The organism is Caballeronia sp. LZ043, from assembly GCF_031451075.1.
Lineage (GTDB): Bacteria > Pseudomonadota > Gammaproteobacteria > Burkholderiales > Burkholderiaceae > Caballeronia.
In genome coordinates this window covers 982407-1000979 of record NZ_JARUXT010000003.1, presented here as the reverse complement: position 1 = coordinate 1000979, position 18573 = coordinate 982407, and the positions used below count along the sequence as shown (strand labels likewise).

General features: G+C 66.2%; 10 protein-coding genes and 2 pseudogenes. 4 read left to right on the top strand and 8 right to left on the bottom strand.

What is annotated here, in order from left to right:
• Position 1: 1 nt before the first annotated feature.
• Both QCE64_RS24720 and QCE64_RS24715 read right to left on the bottom strand, forming a co-directional pair.
• On the bottom strand, positions 2 to 910 hold the full coding sequence (locus QCE64_RS24720; protein ID WP_310006770.1) for an amidohydrolase family protein: 909 nt from the start codon (positions 908 to 910) through the stop codon (positions 2 to 4).
• A 22-nt stretch (positions 911 to 932) separates the two neighbouring features.
• Positions 933 to 1493 (bottom strand): hypothetical protein, encoded by a 561-nt coding sequence (locus QCE64_RS24715; RefSeq protein ID WP_310006769.1) that lies wholly within the window; start codon positions 1491 to 1493, stop codon positions 933 to 935.
• 148 nt (positions 1494 to 1641) lie between these two features.
• Between QCE64_RS24715 and QCE64_RS24710 the strand changes: the two genes are divergently transcribed.
• From QCE64_RS24710 to QCE64_RS24695, 4 genes and pseudogenes are all read left to right on the top strand, one after another.
• A complete protein-coding gene (locus QCE64_RS24710) occupies positions 1642 to 2343 on the top strand; it encodes a TetR/AcrR family transcriptional regulator (protein ID WP_309933581.1) in 702 nt (233 codons plus the stop codon).
• 184 nt (positions 2344 to 2527) lie between these two features.
• Positions 2528 to 3279 (top strand): annotated as a pseudogene (locus tag QCE64_RS24705) (SDR family oxidoreductase).
• 95 nt (positions 3280 to 3374) lie between these two features.
• A pseudogene (locus QCE64_RS24700) lies at positions 3375 to 3738 on the top strand (SDR family oxidoreductase).
• A gap of 94 nt (positions 3739 to 3832) precedes the next feature.
• Complete coding sequence (locus tag QCE64_RS24695) at positions 3833 to 4585, top strand: hypothetical protein (protein WP_310006767.1); 753 nt, start codon at positions 3833 to 3835, stop codon at positions 4583 to 4585.
• A 30-nt stretch (positions 4586 to 4615) separates the two neighbouring features.
• Here QCE64_RS24695 and QCE64_RS24690 read toward each other — a convergent pair whose 3' ends face one another.
• From QCE64_RS24690 to bktB, 6 genes are all read right to left on the bottom strand, one after another.
• Entirely contained in the window at positions 4616 to 6160 is a 1545-nt protein-coding gene (locus QCE64_RS24690) for a DUF2779 domain-containing protein (RefSeq protein WP_310007365.1), read from the bottom strand.
• 215 nt (positions 6161 to 6375) lie between these two features.
• The gene (gene recD, locus QCE64_RS24685) at positions 6376 to 8526 is read right to left on the bottom strand and encodes an exodeoxyribonuclease V subunit alpha (protein WP_310006765.1); all 2151 of its coding nucleotides are present in this window, start codon (positions 8524 to 8526) and stop codon (positions 6376 to 6378) included.
• Positions 8523 to 12329, bottom strand: a complete 3807-nt coding sequence (gene recB / locus QCE64_RS24680) for an exodeoxyribonuclease V subunit beta (RefSeq protein ID WP_310006763.1) — start codon at positions 12327 to 12329, stop codon at positions 8523 to 8525. Before recB ends, recD begins: the two co-directional genes overlap by 4 nt.
• A complete protein-coding gene (recC, locus tag QCE64_RS24675; protein ID WP_310006761.1) occupies positions 12326 to 15877 on the bottom strand; it encodes an exodeoxyribonuclease V subunit gamma in 3552 nt (1183 codons plus the stop codon). The genes recB and recC overlap by 4 nt, the downstream gene beginning before the upstream one ends.
• Before the next feature lie 88 nt (positions 15878 to 15965).
• Positions 15966 to 17297, bottom strand: a complete 1332-nt coding sequence (locus QCE64_RS24670) for a phosphotransferase (protein ID WP_310006760.1) — start codon at positions 17295 to 17297, stop codon at positions 15966 to 15968.
• A gap of 77 nt (positions 17298 to 17374) precedes the next feature.
• Complete coding sequence (gene bktB / locus QCE64_RS24665; protein WP_309924084.1) at positions 17375 to 18559, bottom strand: beta-ketothiolase BktB; 1185 nt, start codon at positions 18557 to 18559, stop codon at positions 17375 to 17377.
• Positions 18560 to 18573: the final 14 nt, after the last annotated feature.

The window sequence follows — 18573 nt, the reverse complement described above, 5'->3', positions numbered from 1 at the left end:
CTCAGGATGGATTGAACCAGTCGTTCGCGACGCCGTAGAAAAGCGCATCGCGCTCATCGGCGGAATACGTTTCGACGAAGCCCGCGTAACGCGCGTATGACGCCGCAAAGCCGGTCGACAGTCCTGCAATCGGCATATGGCTGCCGAACATGCATCGCGACACGCCGATCGTGTCCAGCGTGGCGCGCACCCACGGCTCCGCCTGCTCCGCCGTCCACCGCATGCCGAAGATACATTCGAGCGCCGAAATGCTCACGCGGATGTTGTCGCAGCGCGCCAGCTCGGCCAGATCATTGCGCCATCGGGTGAAGCCTTCGTCGGACAGGTCGAGCGGCCAGCCCATCACGGCCACCGTAAAGCCGATATGCGGATGAGCCTTGATGACATCCGTCAACGCAGGCAACTGATGCGCGAATATCTCCAGACCGCACTTGAGTGAGCGCCCTTCGAGCAGACTCAGTTGCTTCCGCCACGCCGGATCTTCCAGCAGGTCGGGCCGCTTGGCGAAACGCCTGAGCGGATTCGATGGATCCCAGACGAGGTGTTCGCGCACGGCCGTCAGTTTCGGCAGGCTTTGATATTGATCCAGCTTGCGTTCGAGTTCCGGATCGAGAAAATCGACGATGGCGACAAGCGCGTGCCGCACGCCGGAATCGTTCGCGCGTTCCTGTGCCCAGGACGCTTCCTGCCACGGATCATCGGACAGGAACTCATGCCAGACCACGCCTTCGACGCAATGATCGCGCGTATCCGCGAGATAGTCGGACAGCAGATAACGTCGCGGCAGCGCATCGTAGTTGCCGACGAAGGCTTCATAGCCCGGATCCACACGTTCCAGAAATGCATGACGATTGTGTCCCGAGTCGTAGAAGTGGACATGCGCGTCGACGATCCTGGATGGCGTGCTCATGAACCTCTCCGATAAGGCCGTTTCATGCCCGCTGGGCCGCACGCTGTTGCTGCTGCTGCTGCGGATACCATCCGGTGAACTTGATCGCCGCATACAGCGCCGCAATCGTAATGACAATGCCGACCGAGTGCGGCACCGACGTCATGTACGCCATCAGCACATCGGCCGCGACCATGACTGCAAATGCGGCCGCCCAGGCCAAGGATATCGCGTAGTTGGTCCGGACGAATCGCGGCGAGGTCCAGAGTTCGCTGGCCACTTTCTCGCGCGCGTATTGCAGAGTGAACGGCTGCCGCACCAGGATGGACGCCAGGACGATCAGCAGGAGGCCCGCGTCGACGCGCAACCGCACCTCCGCCACCGACCAGGCTGCGCCATACGCGAGCGAATACAGCGTCAGGGCGCCGAACAGCAGGAACGTGCCGATCTCCAGAATCTTCATGCGACGTTCGCTCGACAGGAGATCGCGCGCCAGCAACACGGCCGAAACCAGCGCGCCAGCGGCCAGACCCGCCGAAATCCCGACGGTACGCTCGATCACGACAAACGCGATGAAAGGGGAAAACGCCAGCAGCATGTCCATGCAAAACTCCTGCGGAAGAAAAGTCGAGCTGGCGCGAGCCAGCGCTCATTCGTCATCGGAAATGTGTCCACTGGAAACATTTTGACTTCGCTCCACCGATCCGTCAACATGTGTTTACGATGGAAACATATGGACAATAGACTGCCTGATGAACGAAACACCCAGAAAATCGCGTCGGGGACGACACGAATCCCCTACGGAACAAGCCCCGCCGGACCGGCCCTATCACCACGGCTCGCTGCGCGAGGCGCTGCTCGAAGCGGCCGAACAGGTCTTACGCCGGGACGGTCTGCGAGGGCTGACCTTGCGCGCGATCTCCCGGGAAGTCGGCGTGTCGCATACGGCCCCGCAACGCCACTTCAACGACACGGCGGGCGTGCTGAGCGAACTGGCGGCGATCGGTCATCATCGGCTTGCGGCGGCGATGGCGAAATGCGCGAAAGGCATCGCCGACCCGCTGGAACGTCGCAAGGCCATCGGGCGGGGCTATATCCGCTTCGCGGTGAAGCAGCCGGATCTTTTCAGGCTGATGTCGCGCAACGAGTTGCTCGATCAGTCGAACGAGGCGCTTGTTCAGGCCAGACGCATGTCGATTCGCGCGCTGGCAGGCACGCTTGGTCCGGCGAATGTGCCGGAACAGCCGATACAGCGCATCGACACGGCGCGGGCCATCGAGATGACGGCCGGCTGGGCCTATGTGCACGGGCTGGCGATGCTGCTCATCGATGAACGCCTCAACAGCATCGCGCAGATCACCGACGATATCGAAGACGCAGCCGCGCTGGTGGCGGCTGTTCTCGAACGCATGCGCCTGTCTCCCGCAGACGAGCCGCGTGGACCCGCTGTCTAGTTGCTACTGAAACCCTGGCCAGAAGCGCCGGAATGGACTAGTCAGATCACCCATTCCTGGCACTTTCTGGTGGAACAAGATTCTTCCACAATGCTTTACACGATGTCCTGGCGCGAACGGTTGTACGCAAGTCGCAGCCTCGCCAAACATCGCGTAATCATTCTTATGCTCGGGAGAATTTGCCATGAAGATCGTCGTATTGGGTGGTTCCGGCCTGATCGGATCGCGTGTCGTCGCACGGCTCGGCGAGGCCGGCCATGAAGCGCTCGCCGCATCGCCACGCAGCGGTGTCAACGCGATCACGGGCGAAGGACTGGGTCACGCCTTTGCCGGCGCGGATGCCGTCGTCGATGTCATGAACGCGCCTTCGTGGGAACCGCAGGCGGTACTCGACTTTTTCCGCACGTCGGCCCGCAATGTCGGCCGCGCCGAAACCGCGGCGGGCGTCCGTCATCACGTTGCGCTTTCCATCGTCGGGTGCGAACGTACGCCGGAGAATGCCTACTTCGTCGCCAAGGTCGAACAGGAAAAGCTGATCGAAGCCTCGGGCGTGCCGTACTCCATCGTGCGGGCGACGCAGTTCATGGAATTCATCGGCGGCATCGCCGATTTCAGCATGGTCGATGCACGGTGCGCGTCGGCGCTGGCTTGTTCCAGCCGATCGCCGCCGACGACGTCGCCGACAACCTCGCTCAGCTCGCGCTCGGTGCGCCGGTGAACGGCATCGTCGACATCGCGGGTCCTGACCGGAAGCCTTTCGCGGAGATCATCGCGCGCTATCTGCAAGCGCAGGGCGACACGCGCCCGGTCGTGACAGATCGCGATGCCCTCTACTATGGCGGCCGTGTCGACGAGCAGTCGCTCGTGCCGCTCGGCCAGGCGCGGATCGGCCGCATCAGTCTCGAGCAGTGGCTCGCGCAGGCGGGCAAGCGCTGAGCTCAACAGCCCGCATCAACGCGGCGGAATGGCTTCGATCGAAACCTTCCCTCATTCCGCCGTCAAGCCACACACACACTTTTCCTGGGTCAAGCATGAACACGTCACGCAAGGTGGTCGTCGTCACCGGCGCATCGCAAGGCATTGGCGCCGAAGTCGTCAAGGCATTTCGCCAGTTCGATTACCGCATCGTCGCTACCTCGCGATCCATCCGGCCGTCGGACGACGACAACATCTTGAGCGTCGCCGGCGATATCGGCGACCCGGCAACCGCGCGCCGGGTCATTTCGGAAGGCATGGCCCGCTTCGGCGGATCACGAGGCATTGGGGGCGTTCCATCCGCTCGGGCGCATGGGCGAGACAAGCGATATCGCGAACGCCATTCTCTATCTCGATTCGGCGCCGTTCGTCACGGGGGAGATCCTGCATGTGGATGGCGGACAGAGCGCGGGACGGTAGGCGTGCTCAAACGCTGCGTGTGCCGACACACCGAGCAATGCTGCCCGCGCTTGTATCCTCGCCTGACTTCAGGCTCTCGCGCACTGCATCGCTCATGCCCCTGCCCCCAATCGCGTTCCACAAGGGAAGTCTCGAATACCGTCTCGCCCAGTTCGACGCGAAAGAACGGTTTGCGCTCATCAACGCGGTGCTCGGCGTGGAGTTCGTGCCGCACAAGGATTTTGTGGCGCGGATCTTCAAGGTCTGCGGTATCGAAACGCAACCGGAGCGCATCTTCTGCGCGATGGATTTCCATCTCGACTGGCTCTACGCCGCGCTGATGAAGCCCGACCTCGATCCCGCATGGCTCAAGGAAGACGTCCCGCTGCCCCGCATCTTCGACGAGGAAGCCGGAGAATATCCCGTCACCGGCAAACAGCAGGATGCGGATTTTGTCATGTGCTTTACAGAGAGCATGACGGACAAGCCGGCGTCGCCGCCGGTGACGCACTTGTTGCTCATCGAGGCCAAGGGCGTGGGAAGCTGGAACACGAAGCAGATGCGCTCGAAGCTTATGCAGTATCGCGCGATGAAGCACGCATTCGACGCCCCGCACAACCTGCATGTACGGCCGCACCTGGTGCTGATGTCGCCAAAAGACCCGTTTGAAAAGAGCGCGAAGAACGCTGAATTCCTCGACGTGCTCAACACGTTCAAGCAATTCGGCGATATCCGGTGGCTCGACCTTCAGATGCGCGAGACATTGTGCGTCGTGCGTTGCAACGACAAGGGCAAACCCGACGGCAAGCATCCGACGCAATGGCTCGTGAAACCGCGCAGGGCCCTGGACCCGGACCACGCAGCGTGAGCGCGCGGCTCGAATGCTTCAGCGGAGCGTTCATTGCTCCTTCACAGATTCGGCTGAACAGAGACCAAGGTCCTGGCGCCCCGCGAAGAACTGCCAGAGCCGGACCATCGCATAGGTATCGAGAGCGCAGTACGCGGTCAGTTGCTCGCCGATCTGCGCGCGGCGCACGGCCGGCGTTTGCGGATCGATGGCCTCGCAGTAGGCGTCCATCGCCATGCCGCCGTCCTGTACGCCGTCGAGCGTGGCGTAGTTCAGATCCGGGGCGATTGCGGGCAGCACGCGCTTGATGCTCCAACTGCCTTCCTGGGCCGGATGGTAGTAACGCCGCCGGGCAACCTTCAACAGATCGACGATGCGCGTTTCGAGCGCCAGCAACGCCGTGCTGAGGCCGGGAAAGCGTTCCGCGAGCTCGCGGATCCGCGCCGCCTCGAAGGCCTGGTTGTAGACGAAGACGGGACCGTCGCTGCCGCACGCGTCGATCAGCGCGTGAGCGAAGGCACGCGACGGATCATCGCCCGACAAGTCGACAAACGACCGATGCGACAGCGTCCCGCAAGCCTCCAGCCGATGCACGCTGAACTGAAACGGAACCTGCTGGAAGGGGCGCGTGCCTGGCCATACCGGCACCCCGAAATTGATGCTTTCGAAATCGACGAAGCATGCGGGAAACACGTGTCCTTCGAGATCGGCGGCTGCGCCTTCGGCATCGAAATAGACTTCGCCCGACACGGTGTGCGCCTTGACGCGGCGCTGGATCTCGCTGAGCAAGGTGTCGGGCACGTCGCCCAGGCTGGCGCCCGGATGCGCATCGATCCACGCGCGCAGCGATGTGCTGCGGATCTGCGGCAGCCAATGCACCGGCTGGGCCACTTCCGGTTCATCGCGTCGGCAATGCGCAACGAAGCCGCACGGATACGGCTCGCTGCACTGACGGCCCGCGCGCGTGCCCGGCTCATCCGCACTGCGGGCCACGGCCTGCGCCTCATCGATCCATGTCTGCACTTCAGCGCCGCGCGCGAAGACTTCCGCCGTCAGATCCTCTTCGACCAGCAGCCCGCGATAGTCGCCTTCGCCCGGATAAGTCCATGTGCTGTCGATACGGGCAAGCGCCACCGCTGTCAGCGGTACACCCGCGCTCCGGGCGACATGGGCCTGAATGGCGGCATCGTCGCGGAAGTAGGGCTTCACCTGCGTGGACGCCTTCACCTCCACCATGCGCCATGTCGGCGCGTCGGGTTCGTCCACTGCATTGACCGGAAGCAGGACATCCGCGAACGCGCGCGCGCCGCTCGCCGAGAAGCCGGCCTCGAAGATCGGCGCCGCCGATCCGAGCAGCGCTTGCGTCTGCGCGAGCGCGTCGGCTACGCGCTCGGGGCTCAGTTCGATGATCGTGCCGGTGTTGTCGGGATCGTAGAGGCGCTGCGCAATCGCGCCGACCTGATGTCCGGTGCGAAAAATGGCCTGCGTGGCCGCCGAGTCCTCACGCAGTTCGGGCCGGTGCAGTTCAAGCCAGAGGCGCCGGGGACATTGGCGATAGGCCATCAGGCGGGATTTCGACAGCGGCTTCATCGGCATCGGCACGGTCAGGGCTCCTCGAAGGCGGGTTGTTGTTCTTTGCGCCGCGCTGTTCATGCACGGGCCTGACGGCACCGTAGCAGGCGATTCAGTCAATCCGCGTCCCGTATCGAAGCGCCCTGCTGCGCGGATCGATATCGAAAAAGACACGGGCCTCGCAAAACGAGGCCCGTGTTTTGCGGCAGCGTGAACCGCTTCTTGAATGCGTGAGGGAATTACCGCGCGTCAAACGCCGCGGACAAACCGCTCGCGCGCTGCACGCTCGCCCGCACCGCCTGCTCGACCAGCGCCATGCCGCCCGCGCTCGCGATCGTCAGGAATCTGCGCGCGCGCGTGATGCCGGTATAGACGAGCTCGCGCGTGAGCACCGGGCTGATCCGCTCGGGCAGCACCAGCGCGGCGTGTGTGAACTCGGAGCCCTGCGACTTGTGCACCGTGAGCGCGAACACCGTCTCGACGGCCTGCAGACGGCTCGGCAGCACCCAATGGATCCGCGACGAGCCATCGCCGGCCGCGAACGCGACGCGCAGCATCGGCTTGCCCTCGCTGTCCGGCCGCGCGAGCGTAATGCCGATGTCGCCGTTCATGAGCCCCAGTTCGTAGTCGTTGCGGGTGACGAGCACCGGCCGTCCCGCATACCACTCGGCGCCCGCGTGAATCAGCTGCTCGTCCTGCAACAGCCGCGCAATGCGCCGGTTCAGGCCCTCGACACCCCACGGCCCGCGCCGCAGCGCGCTCAGCAACTGAAACTCCCCATGCGCGCGCAGCACGGCATGCGCCCAGGCGTCAAAGGCGTGGTCATCGGCGTTGGACGCGGGCTTGCGGTCGTGCATCGTCTTCAGATAGTGCCGATAGCCGTGGCGCACGGGCGTCTCGGCAAAGAGGTCGCCGGTCACGCCCGTCGCGGCCACCGCGCCTTCCACAGCCAGCGCCTTCAGCACGGCATCGCCGCGCTCGGGACAGTCCACGTAGGCGATGTCCTCATGGCCCTTCGCGAGAATCCTGGCAAGCTCACCGCCCTTGCCTTCGTTGACCGCATGCGCAAGCTTGCCGATCCCGCTCGTCGACGAAAAGCGGTGGCTCTTGCGCAGCATCGCGATGCCCTGATCCAGCGCGCCGCCCGCCGGATCGATGTAATGCGCGGCAACGCGCTCGCCGCTTGCCGCTTCGAGCCAGGCCTGCGTGGCCGGCGTGTAATGCGCGCGCGCGGCCCGGCTGCACAACTCGCCCAGCACCGCGCCCGCCTCGACCGACGCGAGCTGATCCTTGTCGCCCAGCAGCACGATGCGCGCGCCGCGCGGCAACGCGGCGAGCACCGCGTTCATCATCTCCAGATCGACCATCGATGCTTCGTCGATCACCAGCACGTCGAGCGACAGCGGACGGCCCGCGTGATGGCGAAAGCGCCGCGAGTCCGGCACCGTGCCGAGCAGCCGGTGCAGCGTGGTCACGTCGACGGGAATTGCCGCGCGGATCGCTTCGCCTTGGGGAAAGGCGCTGAGCGGCAGTTTCGCCACCGCGCCCGCAATCGACTCGTTCAGCCGCGCCGCCGCCTTGCCGGTCGGCGCGGCGAGGCGGATACGCAACGCGCGCGGCGAGTCGGCGCGCGAGAGCGCCTGGGCCTGCAACAGCGCCAGCAGCTTGACGACGGTCGTCGTCTTGCCGGTGCCCGGCCCGCCCGTCACGATGGCGAACGCGCTCTTCGCGGCCAGCGCGCAGGCCAGCTTCTGCCAGTCGGCTTCGGCTTCGTCGCCGGATGCCGTGGGAACGGCGGGAAACAACGCATCGAGCGCATGCCGCAGCGCATGCATGTCGTATGTGTCCTGCACCGTGTCGTCAGCCGTGATGCGGTCATGGATCGCCCTGCACACGTCCTGTTCGTAACGCCAGTAGCGACGCAGATACAGCCGCTCGTCCGAGAGCACGAGCGGCGTGCCGCCCGGCCCGTCGCTCAGCAAGGCGGGATGAGCCAGCGCCGTCTGCCAGCGTTCGAGCGTCACGCCCTTGAGCACGCTGGACGGCAGCAGATGCGCGTCGTCGTCCTCAGCGCCGGAGTGGCCGCGGGCAGGTGCGCCATCCGGCGGCAGGGACAAGGCGAAAGTGGGATCGGAGAGCGTCGCGGACAAGTCGAGACACGCATGCCCGCGCCCGAGCTGATGGCTCGCGAACGCCGCCGCCAGGATCAGCAGGCCGGAGGCGTCGTCGGCCTCGCGGGCGAGAAACTGGGCGAAGGCGGCATCGACTTCACGCAGCCAGCCGCGCTGCACCCATTGCGTGAGCAGCTGGATCGCGTCGTGGGCGCTGTCGAGCGCGCGGCGTGCATCGAAAGGAACGGCGGCCGGCGCCGCAAAAAACTGCGTGCTCATTGTGTCTCCAGTCCGGCGGCAAGGGCGTGTTGCTCGCCCATGAACAAGGCATCGAGCCGTTCGATCAGCTCGCGTGGCGGACGCTCCGCGCACACGCCCTGCGACGGCGCATTCAGGCCGCGCACGAACAGGTAGACCGCGCCGCCCATGTGCACGTCGTAGTCGTAGTCCGGCAGGCGCGCCTTCAGCAGGCGATGCAGCGCGAGCAGATACAGCACCATTTGCAGGTCGTAGCGCGAGCGCAGCATCTGCGCGCGGATCCGCTCGACGGTGTATTGAGCGTCATCCGCGCCGAGCCAGTTCGACTTGTAGTCCGCCACGTAATAGCGTCCGTCGTCCTCGAACACGAGATCCATGAAGCCCTTCAGCATGCCGTTGAGTTGCGTCTGTTCCAGCGCGGGACGCTCGGCGCCCCCGAAGGTATGCGCGCACACGAGCCGGTCGAGCTCGATGGTGTCGACGCGCTCGGCCGCGAACCAGAACTCCATCTCGCCGATGGCCGTCTTCAGGCCGGCCAGCGTGAACGACGCCGGCCGCATGCCGTAATCCGGCTTCAACACAAAGGGCGTCGTGATGATCTGCTGCATCCACGCATGGAGCGGATCGATCCAGCGCTCCCAGCCGCGCACGCTGCAACGCCGGGCGATGACTTCGCGCAGTTCGTCCGGGTCGTTCGCGGTCTGCGCGAAGCCCCGTTCGGCGGCCCATTCGAGCAGGTCATGCAGGAAGCTGCCCTGCTGCGAGCCGCGCGGGAAGTCGTGCAAGGCAGCGGCGGTGTCGCTGGACGGCGCCGGCATGCGCGGCGCGGCGGCGTCCGGCGCGGTGCCCTCTGCGCCGCTCGCTGCGTCCTCGCCATCGCTTTGCGCGTCGCGGATCTCGTTGAACACGTCCTGACGGCGCGTTTCCGGCTCGACCGCATGCACGCCGCCTACCGTCTTCAGGCTCGAATAGCTGGCGATCCACCATGCTTCGCGCACCACGCGCGCCGAGACGCGGGCCGCACCGCGCTGCTGCTCCGTTCCATCCGCCTGGAACCGTTCGACCCCGGCTTCGGGCGCGGGCAGCAGCGCCACGTCGTCCGACGCCGCGAAGCCTTCCTGCAACGCCGCGCCGAGACGCGCCGGCCCGAGCGCATGGCGCCCGTTCAGCAAATAGCCGATCGCGCTGCGCTCCAGCGCCTTGAGCGGCCCGATGCCGAGCCACGTCGCGTAACGCGCCCGCGTCAACGCGACATAGAGCTTGCGCAGGTCTTCGCCGAGGCGTTCGTCGTCGGCGCGCCCGAGCATCTCGCCCGCACCGTCGATGGCGACGTGCAGCGCGCCATCGTCATCGTGCCATTTGATCAGGGTGTCGCCGGCATCGACCTGACGGTAGGCGCAGATGAACGGCAGGAACACGAGCGGATATTCCAGCCCCTTCGACTTGTGGATGGTCACCACCTTGACCAGATCGCCGTCGCTTTCCAGGCGGATCTGGCGCGCATCGCCGCCCGCGCCGTCGCCGGCGGCTTCGCGTTCTTCGTGCAGATGCCGGATCAAACCCTGCTCGCCTTCGATCAGCACGCTGGCCTGCTGCAACAGTTCCGCCAGATGCAGCAGGTCGGTGAGCACGCGCTCGCCGTCGGCGTCCGGGCACGGGGCGTTTGCATCGAGTCCGAGCAGCCGCGCCGGCACGTGGAAGTCGTTCAGGAACGTGCGCAGCATCGGCAGGATGCCCTTCGTGCGCCAGTATTCGCGATAGCCGCGGAATTGCAGCATGCACGCTTCCCAGCGCGCTTCGTCACGGAACAGGGCATCGAGATCGGCGTACGACAGGCCGAGCGTCGTGGTGGCGAGCGCATTGCGCACGAGCCGGCCATCTTCCGGTTCGGCGCACGCCGCCAGCCAGTGCGCCACCTCGCCCGCCTGTTCGCTCGCGTACACCGAGTCCTTGTCGGACAGATACACCGAGCGCACGCCGCGCGCGCCCAGTTCCGCGCGGATCTTGCGCGCTTCGTCGCGGTTGTTGACGAGCACGGCCATGTCGGCGGGACGCAGCGCGCGCCGTCCCGCTGCGCCTTCGAAGCCCGCCGCGCCGCGCCGGCCGAGTTCAAGCAGCCGCACCATGTCGGTGGCGCACGCCGCCGCCATGCGCTCGAGGTAGGTGCCCTTGGCGAGCGGTTCATCGGCGGCCTCGACGCTGCCGGGTGCGAGCGACCACAGCGTCAGCGCGCGCGGCGTCTCGCCTTCCACGACGAAGCGGTCCTTGCGGCCCTGCGCGTCCACGCTCACGAACGGCACCGGGTTCGTTCCGCCGCGCCGGAACAGGAACGCGCCCGTGCCGTCCTCGCGCGTTTCCGCCAGGTTGAAGCAATGGTTCACCGCGGCGACCATCGCGTGCGTCGAGCGGAAGTTCTTCGCCAGCGTAAACAGCCGCGTGCCGCAGGAGCGCCGCGCCGCCAGGTAGGTGAAGATGTCGGCGCCGCGAAACGCGTAGATGGCCTGCTTCGGGTCGCCGATCATGATGAGCGCCGCGCGGTGTTCGTCGCCGTCGGCATCTTCCATGCGATAGACCGCGTCGAAAATGCGGTACTGCACCGGATCCGTGTCCTGGAACTCGTCGATCAGCGCGACCGGAAACTGCCGGCGGATGACTTCCGCGAGGCGCGCGCCGTTCGGCCCCTGCAACGCCGCGTCGAGCCGTTCGAGCAGATCGTCGAAGCCCATCTGCGCGCGGCTCGCCTGCTCGTCGCCGAAGCGCTGCGCCACCCAGCGCGCCGCATGCGCGAGGATCGTGCCGCGGCATGCCTTGATTGCATCGAGCCTGGGCATGAGCGTCGCGAGCGCGTCGAACGCTTCGTGCGCGAGCGGCGTCGCGCCGGGCGCGCAGTGCTCCTCGAGTTCGGCAGGCGACAGCCGGCTGATGGCCGTTTTCGTCAGCTTCGGCTCGTGCAGTTCGGGATCGTTCGCCCAGTCGGTCAGCGCCTGGAACCATTTGCGGCAGGTGGCCGGTGCGTACTTCTTCTTGTCGTAGCGTCCTTCCTTGTGCGCCTGGTCGAGCAACTCCGACATCTCCGCGGGCCACGTTTTCCACGGCTCCTTCAGCGCCGCCCGCAGTTGCGGACGCGCGGCGAGTTCCTCGGCGGGCGTCTTCGCGTCGGGCAGCAGCGCGCTCACATCGAGCAGGTTGCGCAGCGCCTTTTGCAGCGCCTCGGGTCCCGCTGCCCAGGTCGTGACGGCGGCTGCGTCGTCGGCATTGAGCGGCGCCATGAAGGTGCGCCAGTAATCGCGCACCACTTCCGCAAGCAGGTCGCTCTGATCCGTTTCGAGCGTCTGTTCGAACAGGCTGTCGCTGTCGAACGCGTGCTCGCGCAGCATGCGATTGCACCAGCCGTGAATGGTCGACACCGCGGCCTCGTCCATCCATTCGGCAGCGAGCGCGAGACGGCGCGCGCACGCGGACCACAGCGCCGGATCGTATTGCTCGCGCAGTTCGTGCAGCAGATCGTCGGCGACGGCGTCCAGCTCATCCTGGAAATAGCGCGCCGCTTCGGTCAGCCGCGCGCGAATACGATCGCGCAGTTCCTTCGTGGCGGCATCCGTGAAGGTGACGACGAGAATCTCCGGCGGCGTGAGCGGACGCGCCGGCGCGTCTCCGTGCGTGGCTTCCGGATCGTGGCCGAGCACGAGCCGCACATAAAGCATCGCGATGGTAAAGGTCTTGCCCGTGCCGGCGCTCGCCTCGATAAGACTGCGCCCCGTCAACGGAAAGCGCAGTGGTTCGAGCGGTTGCGGCAACTGGGACAGTTCGGATGACACGGTCATGCTTCGGCTCCTGCGGCGCTATCAGTGGCGGCGGGGTTGCTGGCGAGCGCGGCGAGCATCGGTTCGAGCATGCGCTTCGCATACGCCATGAACTCGCCAGTCGCGACGAGCGCGTCGTAGTCGGGATAGGCGCGCCGCAGCGACGCGCTCTGCTCCACTTCGCCGAACCTGAACGGCGGACTGCCTTCGTAGGTGGAGCGCGCCTTGCCGTGCGCCGCCGCCTCGCCCTTGCTGCTTTCGAACAGCCACTTGAGCGCCGTGTCCAGCGCGAACGGCAAGGGCCGGGTCATGCCCTCTTCCCACAGCCGCATCAGATCGCCCAGATGCGTGCGCGCGTCCTCCTGCGCGACCGGCGCCATCTCGACCGAGCCCTTCTTGCTCACCACCACCGTCGTCACGGCGCTGTCCAGATTCGCGGCCAGATGCTCGACCCACTGTCCGAGCAGCTTCGCGTAGCGATACTGGCGCTTGTCATCGACGAGCGCGCTGCTCGACAGCAGCAGACGCGCGACGCGGCCTGTTTCGTCGGTGCGCCAGTGGCCGAGCCAGTCGGCCAGTTCGAGCGTGTTCCGCGCGACGCCCGCCGTTTCGAAGCGCACCTCGCGATCACGCTCGATCACGACCGGCCAGCGTTCGAGCTGCGCGCGCCAGGCTTCGAAGAGCGCGTCCATCGGTTCGAGCAGCTTGCCGCTCACGTGATCGCCGAAACCGCCGCTCGCCAGATCGCCCCGTCTGCGGATGGCCGCCATGACCTTCTCGCGGGTCTCGGCGAGCGCTTCGTCGGTGAGCGGACCGGCGGCCTGCGCCTGGATCAGCTCGTTCTGCAAGGACCATTGCGCGAGATGATCGAGTTCGAACGGCTCTTCGTCGGCGCTGGCGGCTTCTTCGTCGTCGAGCGACACGCGCAGGCGCTGCCGGAAGAAAGTCTTCACCGGATCCTTGGCGAACTCGGACAGCTCGCGCAGCGACAGCGGCTCTTCGCGCTCGGGCAGGTCGAGCGGCGCGTCATCGGCTGCATGGGCGTCGGCGGCAGGCGTCTTGCGCCATTCGCCGGCGTAGGTGAAGAGACGCGAGTCCTCGTCGCGGAAGTAGGCCGCGCTGAACGGCTGCAAGCGATGCTCCACGGTGATGGCGTCGAGCAGGCCGGACTCGTCGATGGACGTCCAGCCCTGCGCCAGGTGATCCCGCAACTGCCCGATCAGCACGGAAGGCGGCCGCTCGGTGTTGTCGTTGATGCTGCGTCCGACCCACGACACATGCAGATGATCCCGCGCCGACAGCACCGCTTCCAGCAGCAGGTAGCGATCGTCCTCGCGCCGCGAACGATCGCCCGGACGATAGTGGCCGCGCATCAGGTCGAAGTCCATCGGCACGCGGGTGCGCGGATAGTCGCCGTCGTTCATGCCGAGCAGGCAGACGCGGCGGAACGGGATCGCGCGCATCGGCATGAGCGTCGCGAACGTGACCGCGCCACCGAAGAAGCGCTGCGACAGTTCGTTCTGATCGAGCTGCGACAGCCAGTGATCCGCGACCACCGACAGCGGCAGCGCGTCTTCCAGCTGCGCCTCCGTGCAGGCGTCGAGCCAGCCTTGCAGCACGCTGTCGAGACGCGCGAAGGTGTAGGCGTCCTCGGCGTCGTCCGAGAAGAAGAAGGTCTCGCGCAGGCCGCGCAAACGCACGGCCCACTCGGCGGGCGTCGCCGGCGTGCCGAGCGTGGTCCATGCGTGATCGAGCGCGTCGAGCAGGCGCGCGAGCGGGCCGAGCAACGCGGCATCCAGGCCGCCGACTTCGCCGAACGGCTCGATGCCCTGCCACGCCGCCGCATCGCTGCCGACGGCGTAGCCGAGCAGCATCCGCCGCAGGCCGAACGCCCAGGTATGCAGCGCGTCGGCTTCCGCTTCCTTCGGCAAGCCGAGACTCGCGCGCTGCTGCGCGTGCAGCCCCCAACGGACGTTGGCGCCGCGCACCCAGGCGCGCAAGCGCGGCAGGTCGGCGGTCGTGATGCCGAAGCGGCGGCGCAGCGCGGGAACATCGAGCAGATCGAGCAGGTCGCTGACCGTGAAGCGCGAACGCGGCAGATCGAGCAGCGTTTCCAGCGCGCCGATCAACGGGTCGGCCGCGCGCTGGCCGCGGTCGGCGACCGTGAACGGAATATGGCGCGGATCGCCGCGCTCCAGCAGACCGAACACGGCCTGGATATGCGGCGCATAGCTCTCGATGTCCGGCACCATCACGATGATGTCGCGCGGGCGCAGGCTTTCATCGGCGTTGAAGGCGGCGAGCAACTGGTCGTGCAGGATCTCCACCTCGCGCTGCGCGCCATGGGCGATGTGAAAGCGGATCGAATCATCGAATTCCGGATCGACGGGCGGCCAGGTCTCGCGCGTTTCGTTGAGCGGACGCAGGTCGCGGATGTCGTCCTGCAACTGCTCGAGCATCGTTTCGGCTTCGCGTTCCTCGAACAGGTCGATCCGCTCGCCGATGTTCGTGAATTGCGCGCGATAGCTCTCGCGGGCTTCGGCGCTGTCGAACTCGTCGAGCAGGCCGATGAAGTCGCGCCCCTGCTTGCCCCACGACGCGAGCAGCGGATGCGCATGCAGATGCAGTTGGTCCGCGTTCAGTTCGGCGGGCGCACCGGCACGCCGCGTCTGGCGCGAGTGTTCGGCGCGCAGCAGGTCCTTGTCGGGAACGATGTCGGCCCAGTAGTGCGCGCAGGGATTCGGCACGCACAACAGCACCTGGCTCCAGCGCGACAGCGCCGCGAGCGCCTCCAGCGACTGGCGCGGCAGGCTCGAAATCCCGAACACGACGATACGGCGCGGCAAGCCTGCGGGGCGCGTGTCGTGAGGCAAGCTGGCGGCGGCGGCCATGAATGCTTCGTGGACGGCGGCGCGCCCGCCCGTCGATGAAATATCGCCGCTTTCGGCGCCCGGCGACTGCGCCACGTCGTCCAGCAAGGCGCGCCACAACGCGGCTTGCCAGCGCTGCTCGTCGGGCAGCGGTTCGGGTTCGCCGCGCGCGCTGATCGCCACGTCCTCGCCTCGTGCCCACGCCGCGAGCCAGTCGGCGCGATACATCTGATACTGCTCGAACAGATCCGCGAGACGCATGGCGAGCTGATAGCGCTTGCGGAGATCGTCGTCCTCGCTGATGAAGCGCCTGAGCGGCTCGAACCCCGGCTGGCCGGCGAGCGCCGGCACCACGCGGATCAGGCGCCACGCGAGGCGCGTGCGGTCGAACGGCGACACTTCCGCGACCTGCTCCGCGCCCAGCACCGCGCGGTACGCCTTCCAGATGAAACGCGACGGCAGCACGATGTCGAGCGCCGCCGCAATCCCGCAGCCGCCCTCGCCGGTCGCGGCACGCGCGGGCGCGGCGAGCGCGAGCTTGAGCCACTGTGCGATCCCGTTGCTTTGCACGAGGATGGTTTCGTTTTCGAGCGGCGCGAGCGGATAGCGCTTCATCCACTCGACCAGCAAGTCGCGCAGACGCTCGGAACGGTTGCCATGGACGAGCATCAGTCCGGGAGACAGGGAATTCGGGTTCAAGCAGACTCCGTATTGAGTGCGGCGGTAGCAGGCGGACGGCATCGGCTGTCGAGTTGTCGGGCTGTCGAGCTGTCGGCGGGGATCAATTTTAGCGAATGTGCGGAGGCTTCGATTCGCGTGCGGGGCCTTGCGCGAGACCTCGGTATCCAGTGTGAGGGCCAGGTCGGACATTTCGTGTCCGAAGTGCGGAACAGTGGTCTGTCTGGAAGATGCGCGCCACATTCGCGGCAAACCCGGGATGGCGTTCGCGTGCGCCAGTCCTCAAGAATATGAACGCGCCGAAGCGTTGTTTGCGGCGGCGCTGGTACCGATGGAGAGGTGCGGACGTACTGGTCGAACGGGTTGACGGTTGGTCCGCATGATCGAGGAGCCAGGGGGAATTCGAATGCACCGCGTCACGGCGTCTCCATCCTGCTCCACGCCTCCAGCTTGCCGGCCTGTTTCTGCAGCCATTCCAGCGGGAGCGCCGTCGAGCCCCATTCGTTGCTGCGGCTTGCATACTCGCCCAGGAACCAGAAATGCCGCGCGCAGACAAACCGTGCAATCGCCGCGTAATCATTCGGAGACACCGGCGATACCGCGCGATAACCCTCGACGAAACACGTCCATCGTGCCTGCTGCTCTTCGCTGAGCGCCGCCTCCTCCCTGTGCAGCAACATGGCCCAGAGATAGACCGCAAGGTCATAGGCCAGATAACCCGGGCCTCCGCGTCGAAATCGAAGAACGAGCCGATGCGCCGGCCATCCGGAGCGCTCGTCATGAACGTGTTGCCGCCATGACAGTCGCCGTGGCAGACCACCCGGGTCAGTTGCCGCGCCGCCTCGATCTTCGCGACCAGGTCCGCAGCAATCTTTCGCAGACGTTCCGCAAGCGCCTCGTCCGTCGATTCGTGATCCAGCAGCCGCTGCAACGGCCGCATGACGAGATGCCCGAGATCCAGCACATACTGACTCGGCGGACCGTCATAATTTCCCGCCAGACGATGCAGCGTCGCAAGGCTGGCCGCCATCGCCTTCGTGTCCTGCAAGTCGACACCGGGAAATTGACCTTCCAGATACTCGAACACGACGAGCGAACGCCGGCCTTCCAGCGCTTCGACTTCGATGCTCAGCGCCCCCGTATTCGTGCCAAGCGGCGCCGCGACATCGCCGCCGGCTTGCTTCAGGTGCCGAAGCAGCGCGGTTTCATACGCGACGTTCGACGCCCCTCTCGCCCGGCGCGAACTCAGCCGGGCAATCTTCTTGTGGCCATCGGCGAAGCGCAGCAGATACACATCGTTGAAACCTCGCCTCAGCAGGCGGCAGGTGAACGGTGCATCGAAGGCATAGGCCGATGCAATGAAGCCGCCCAGCGCGTCGCCGTCTATCGTCGAATACGCCGCACTGAGCGGCCCGGACGATTGCAACTCGAGTTCTGTCATGCAGTCGCTCCCCGGTCTGGACTGATCGGGCATTGTGCAGGCATTGGCTTTCAACGAGCCATCGGGGAACGCGACTTTCAGATGCGCTCGAACACCGCCGCGATTCCCTGGCCACCGCCGATGCACATCGTCACGAGCGCATACCGCCCGCCCACGCGCTGCAGCTCGAACAGCGCCTTCACGGTAATCAAGGCGCCGGTCGCGCCGATCGGATGTCCGAGCGAGATGCCGGAACCGTTCGGATTGACCTTCGCCGGATCGAGACCGAGTTCCCGCGTCACCGCGCAAGCCTGCGCCGCAAACGCCTCGTTCGCTTCGATCACATCGAGATCGTTCACCGTGAGCCCGGCGCGCTCGAGCACCTTGCGCGTCGCCGGCACCGGACCGATTCCCATGTAGGCCGGATCGACGCCCGCATGCGCATACGCGACCAGTCGCGCCAGCGGCTGCACGCCGCGCTTCTCCGCGACACTGCGTTCCATCAGCACGACCGCAGCAGCCGCATCGTTGATGCCCGATGCGTTGCCGGCCGTCACCGTGCCGTTCTCCTTCGCGAACACGGGCTTGAGTCTGGCGAAATCGGCGGGTGAAGCGTCGAGGCGCACGTGTTCGTCCGTGTCGAATACGATCTCGCCCTTCTTCGACGGAATCGTCACCGGCAGAATCTGCTCCTTGAAATAACCGCTGGCGATGGCATGCGCCGCGCGGCGATGCGATTCGAGCGCCAGCGCATCCTGCGCCTCGCGCGAAATCTCGTATTTGCGCGCGACGTTCTCGGCGGTCACGCCCATATGGATGCTCTGGAACGGATCATTCAGCGCGCCGACCATCATGTCGACGAGCCGCGCATCGCCCATGCGCTGGCCGAAGCGCGCGGCCGGCATCGAGTACGGCGCGCGGCTCATGCTCTCCGCGCCGCCGCCGATGGCGATGTCGGCATCGCCGAGCAGGATGCCTTGCGCCGCCGAGACGATCGCCTGCAGACCGGAGCCGCACAGACGGTTCACGGTCAGCGCGGGCGCATGCTGCGCGACGCCGCCGTTGAGCGCCGCCACGCGTGCGAGGTACATGTCGCGCGGCTCGGTGTGCACCACATTGCCGAACACGACATGGCCGACCTCGTCACCCGCCACGTCCGCGCGCGACAGCGCCTCGCGCACGACGCGCGCGCCGAGATCGGTCGGGGATAAGTCCTTCAGGCTGCCACCGAATTCGCCGATGGCCGTCCGCACGCCGCTCACAATCACCACATCTCTGCTCAATTTCAGCTCCATCC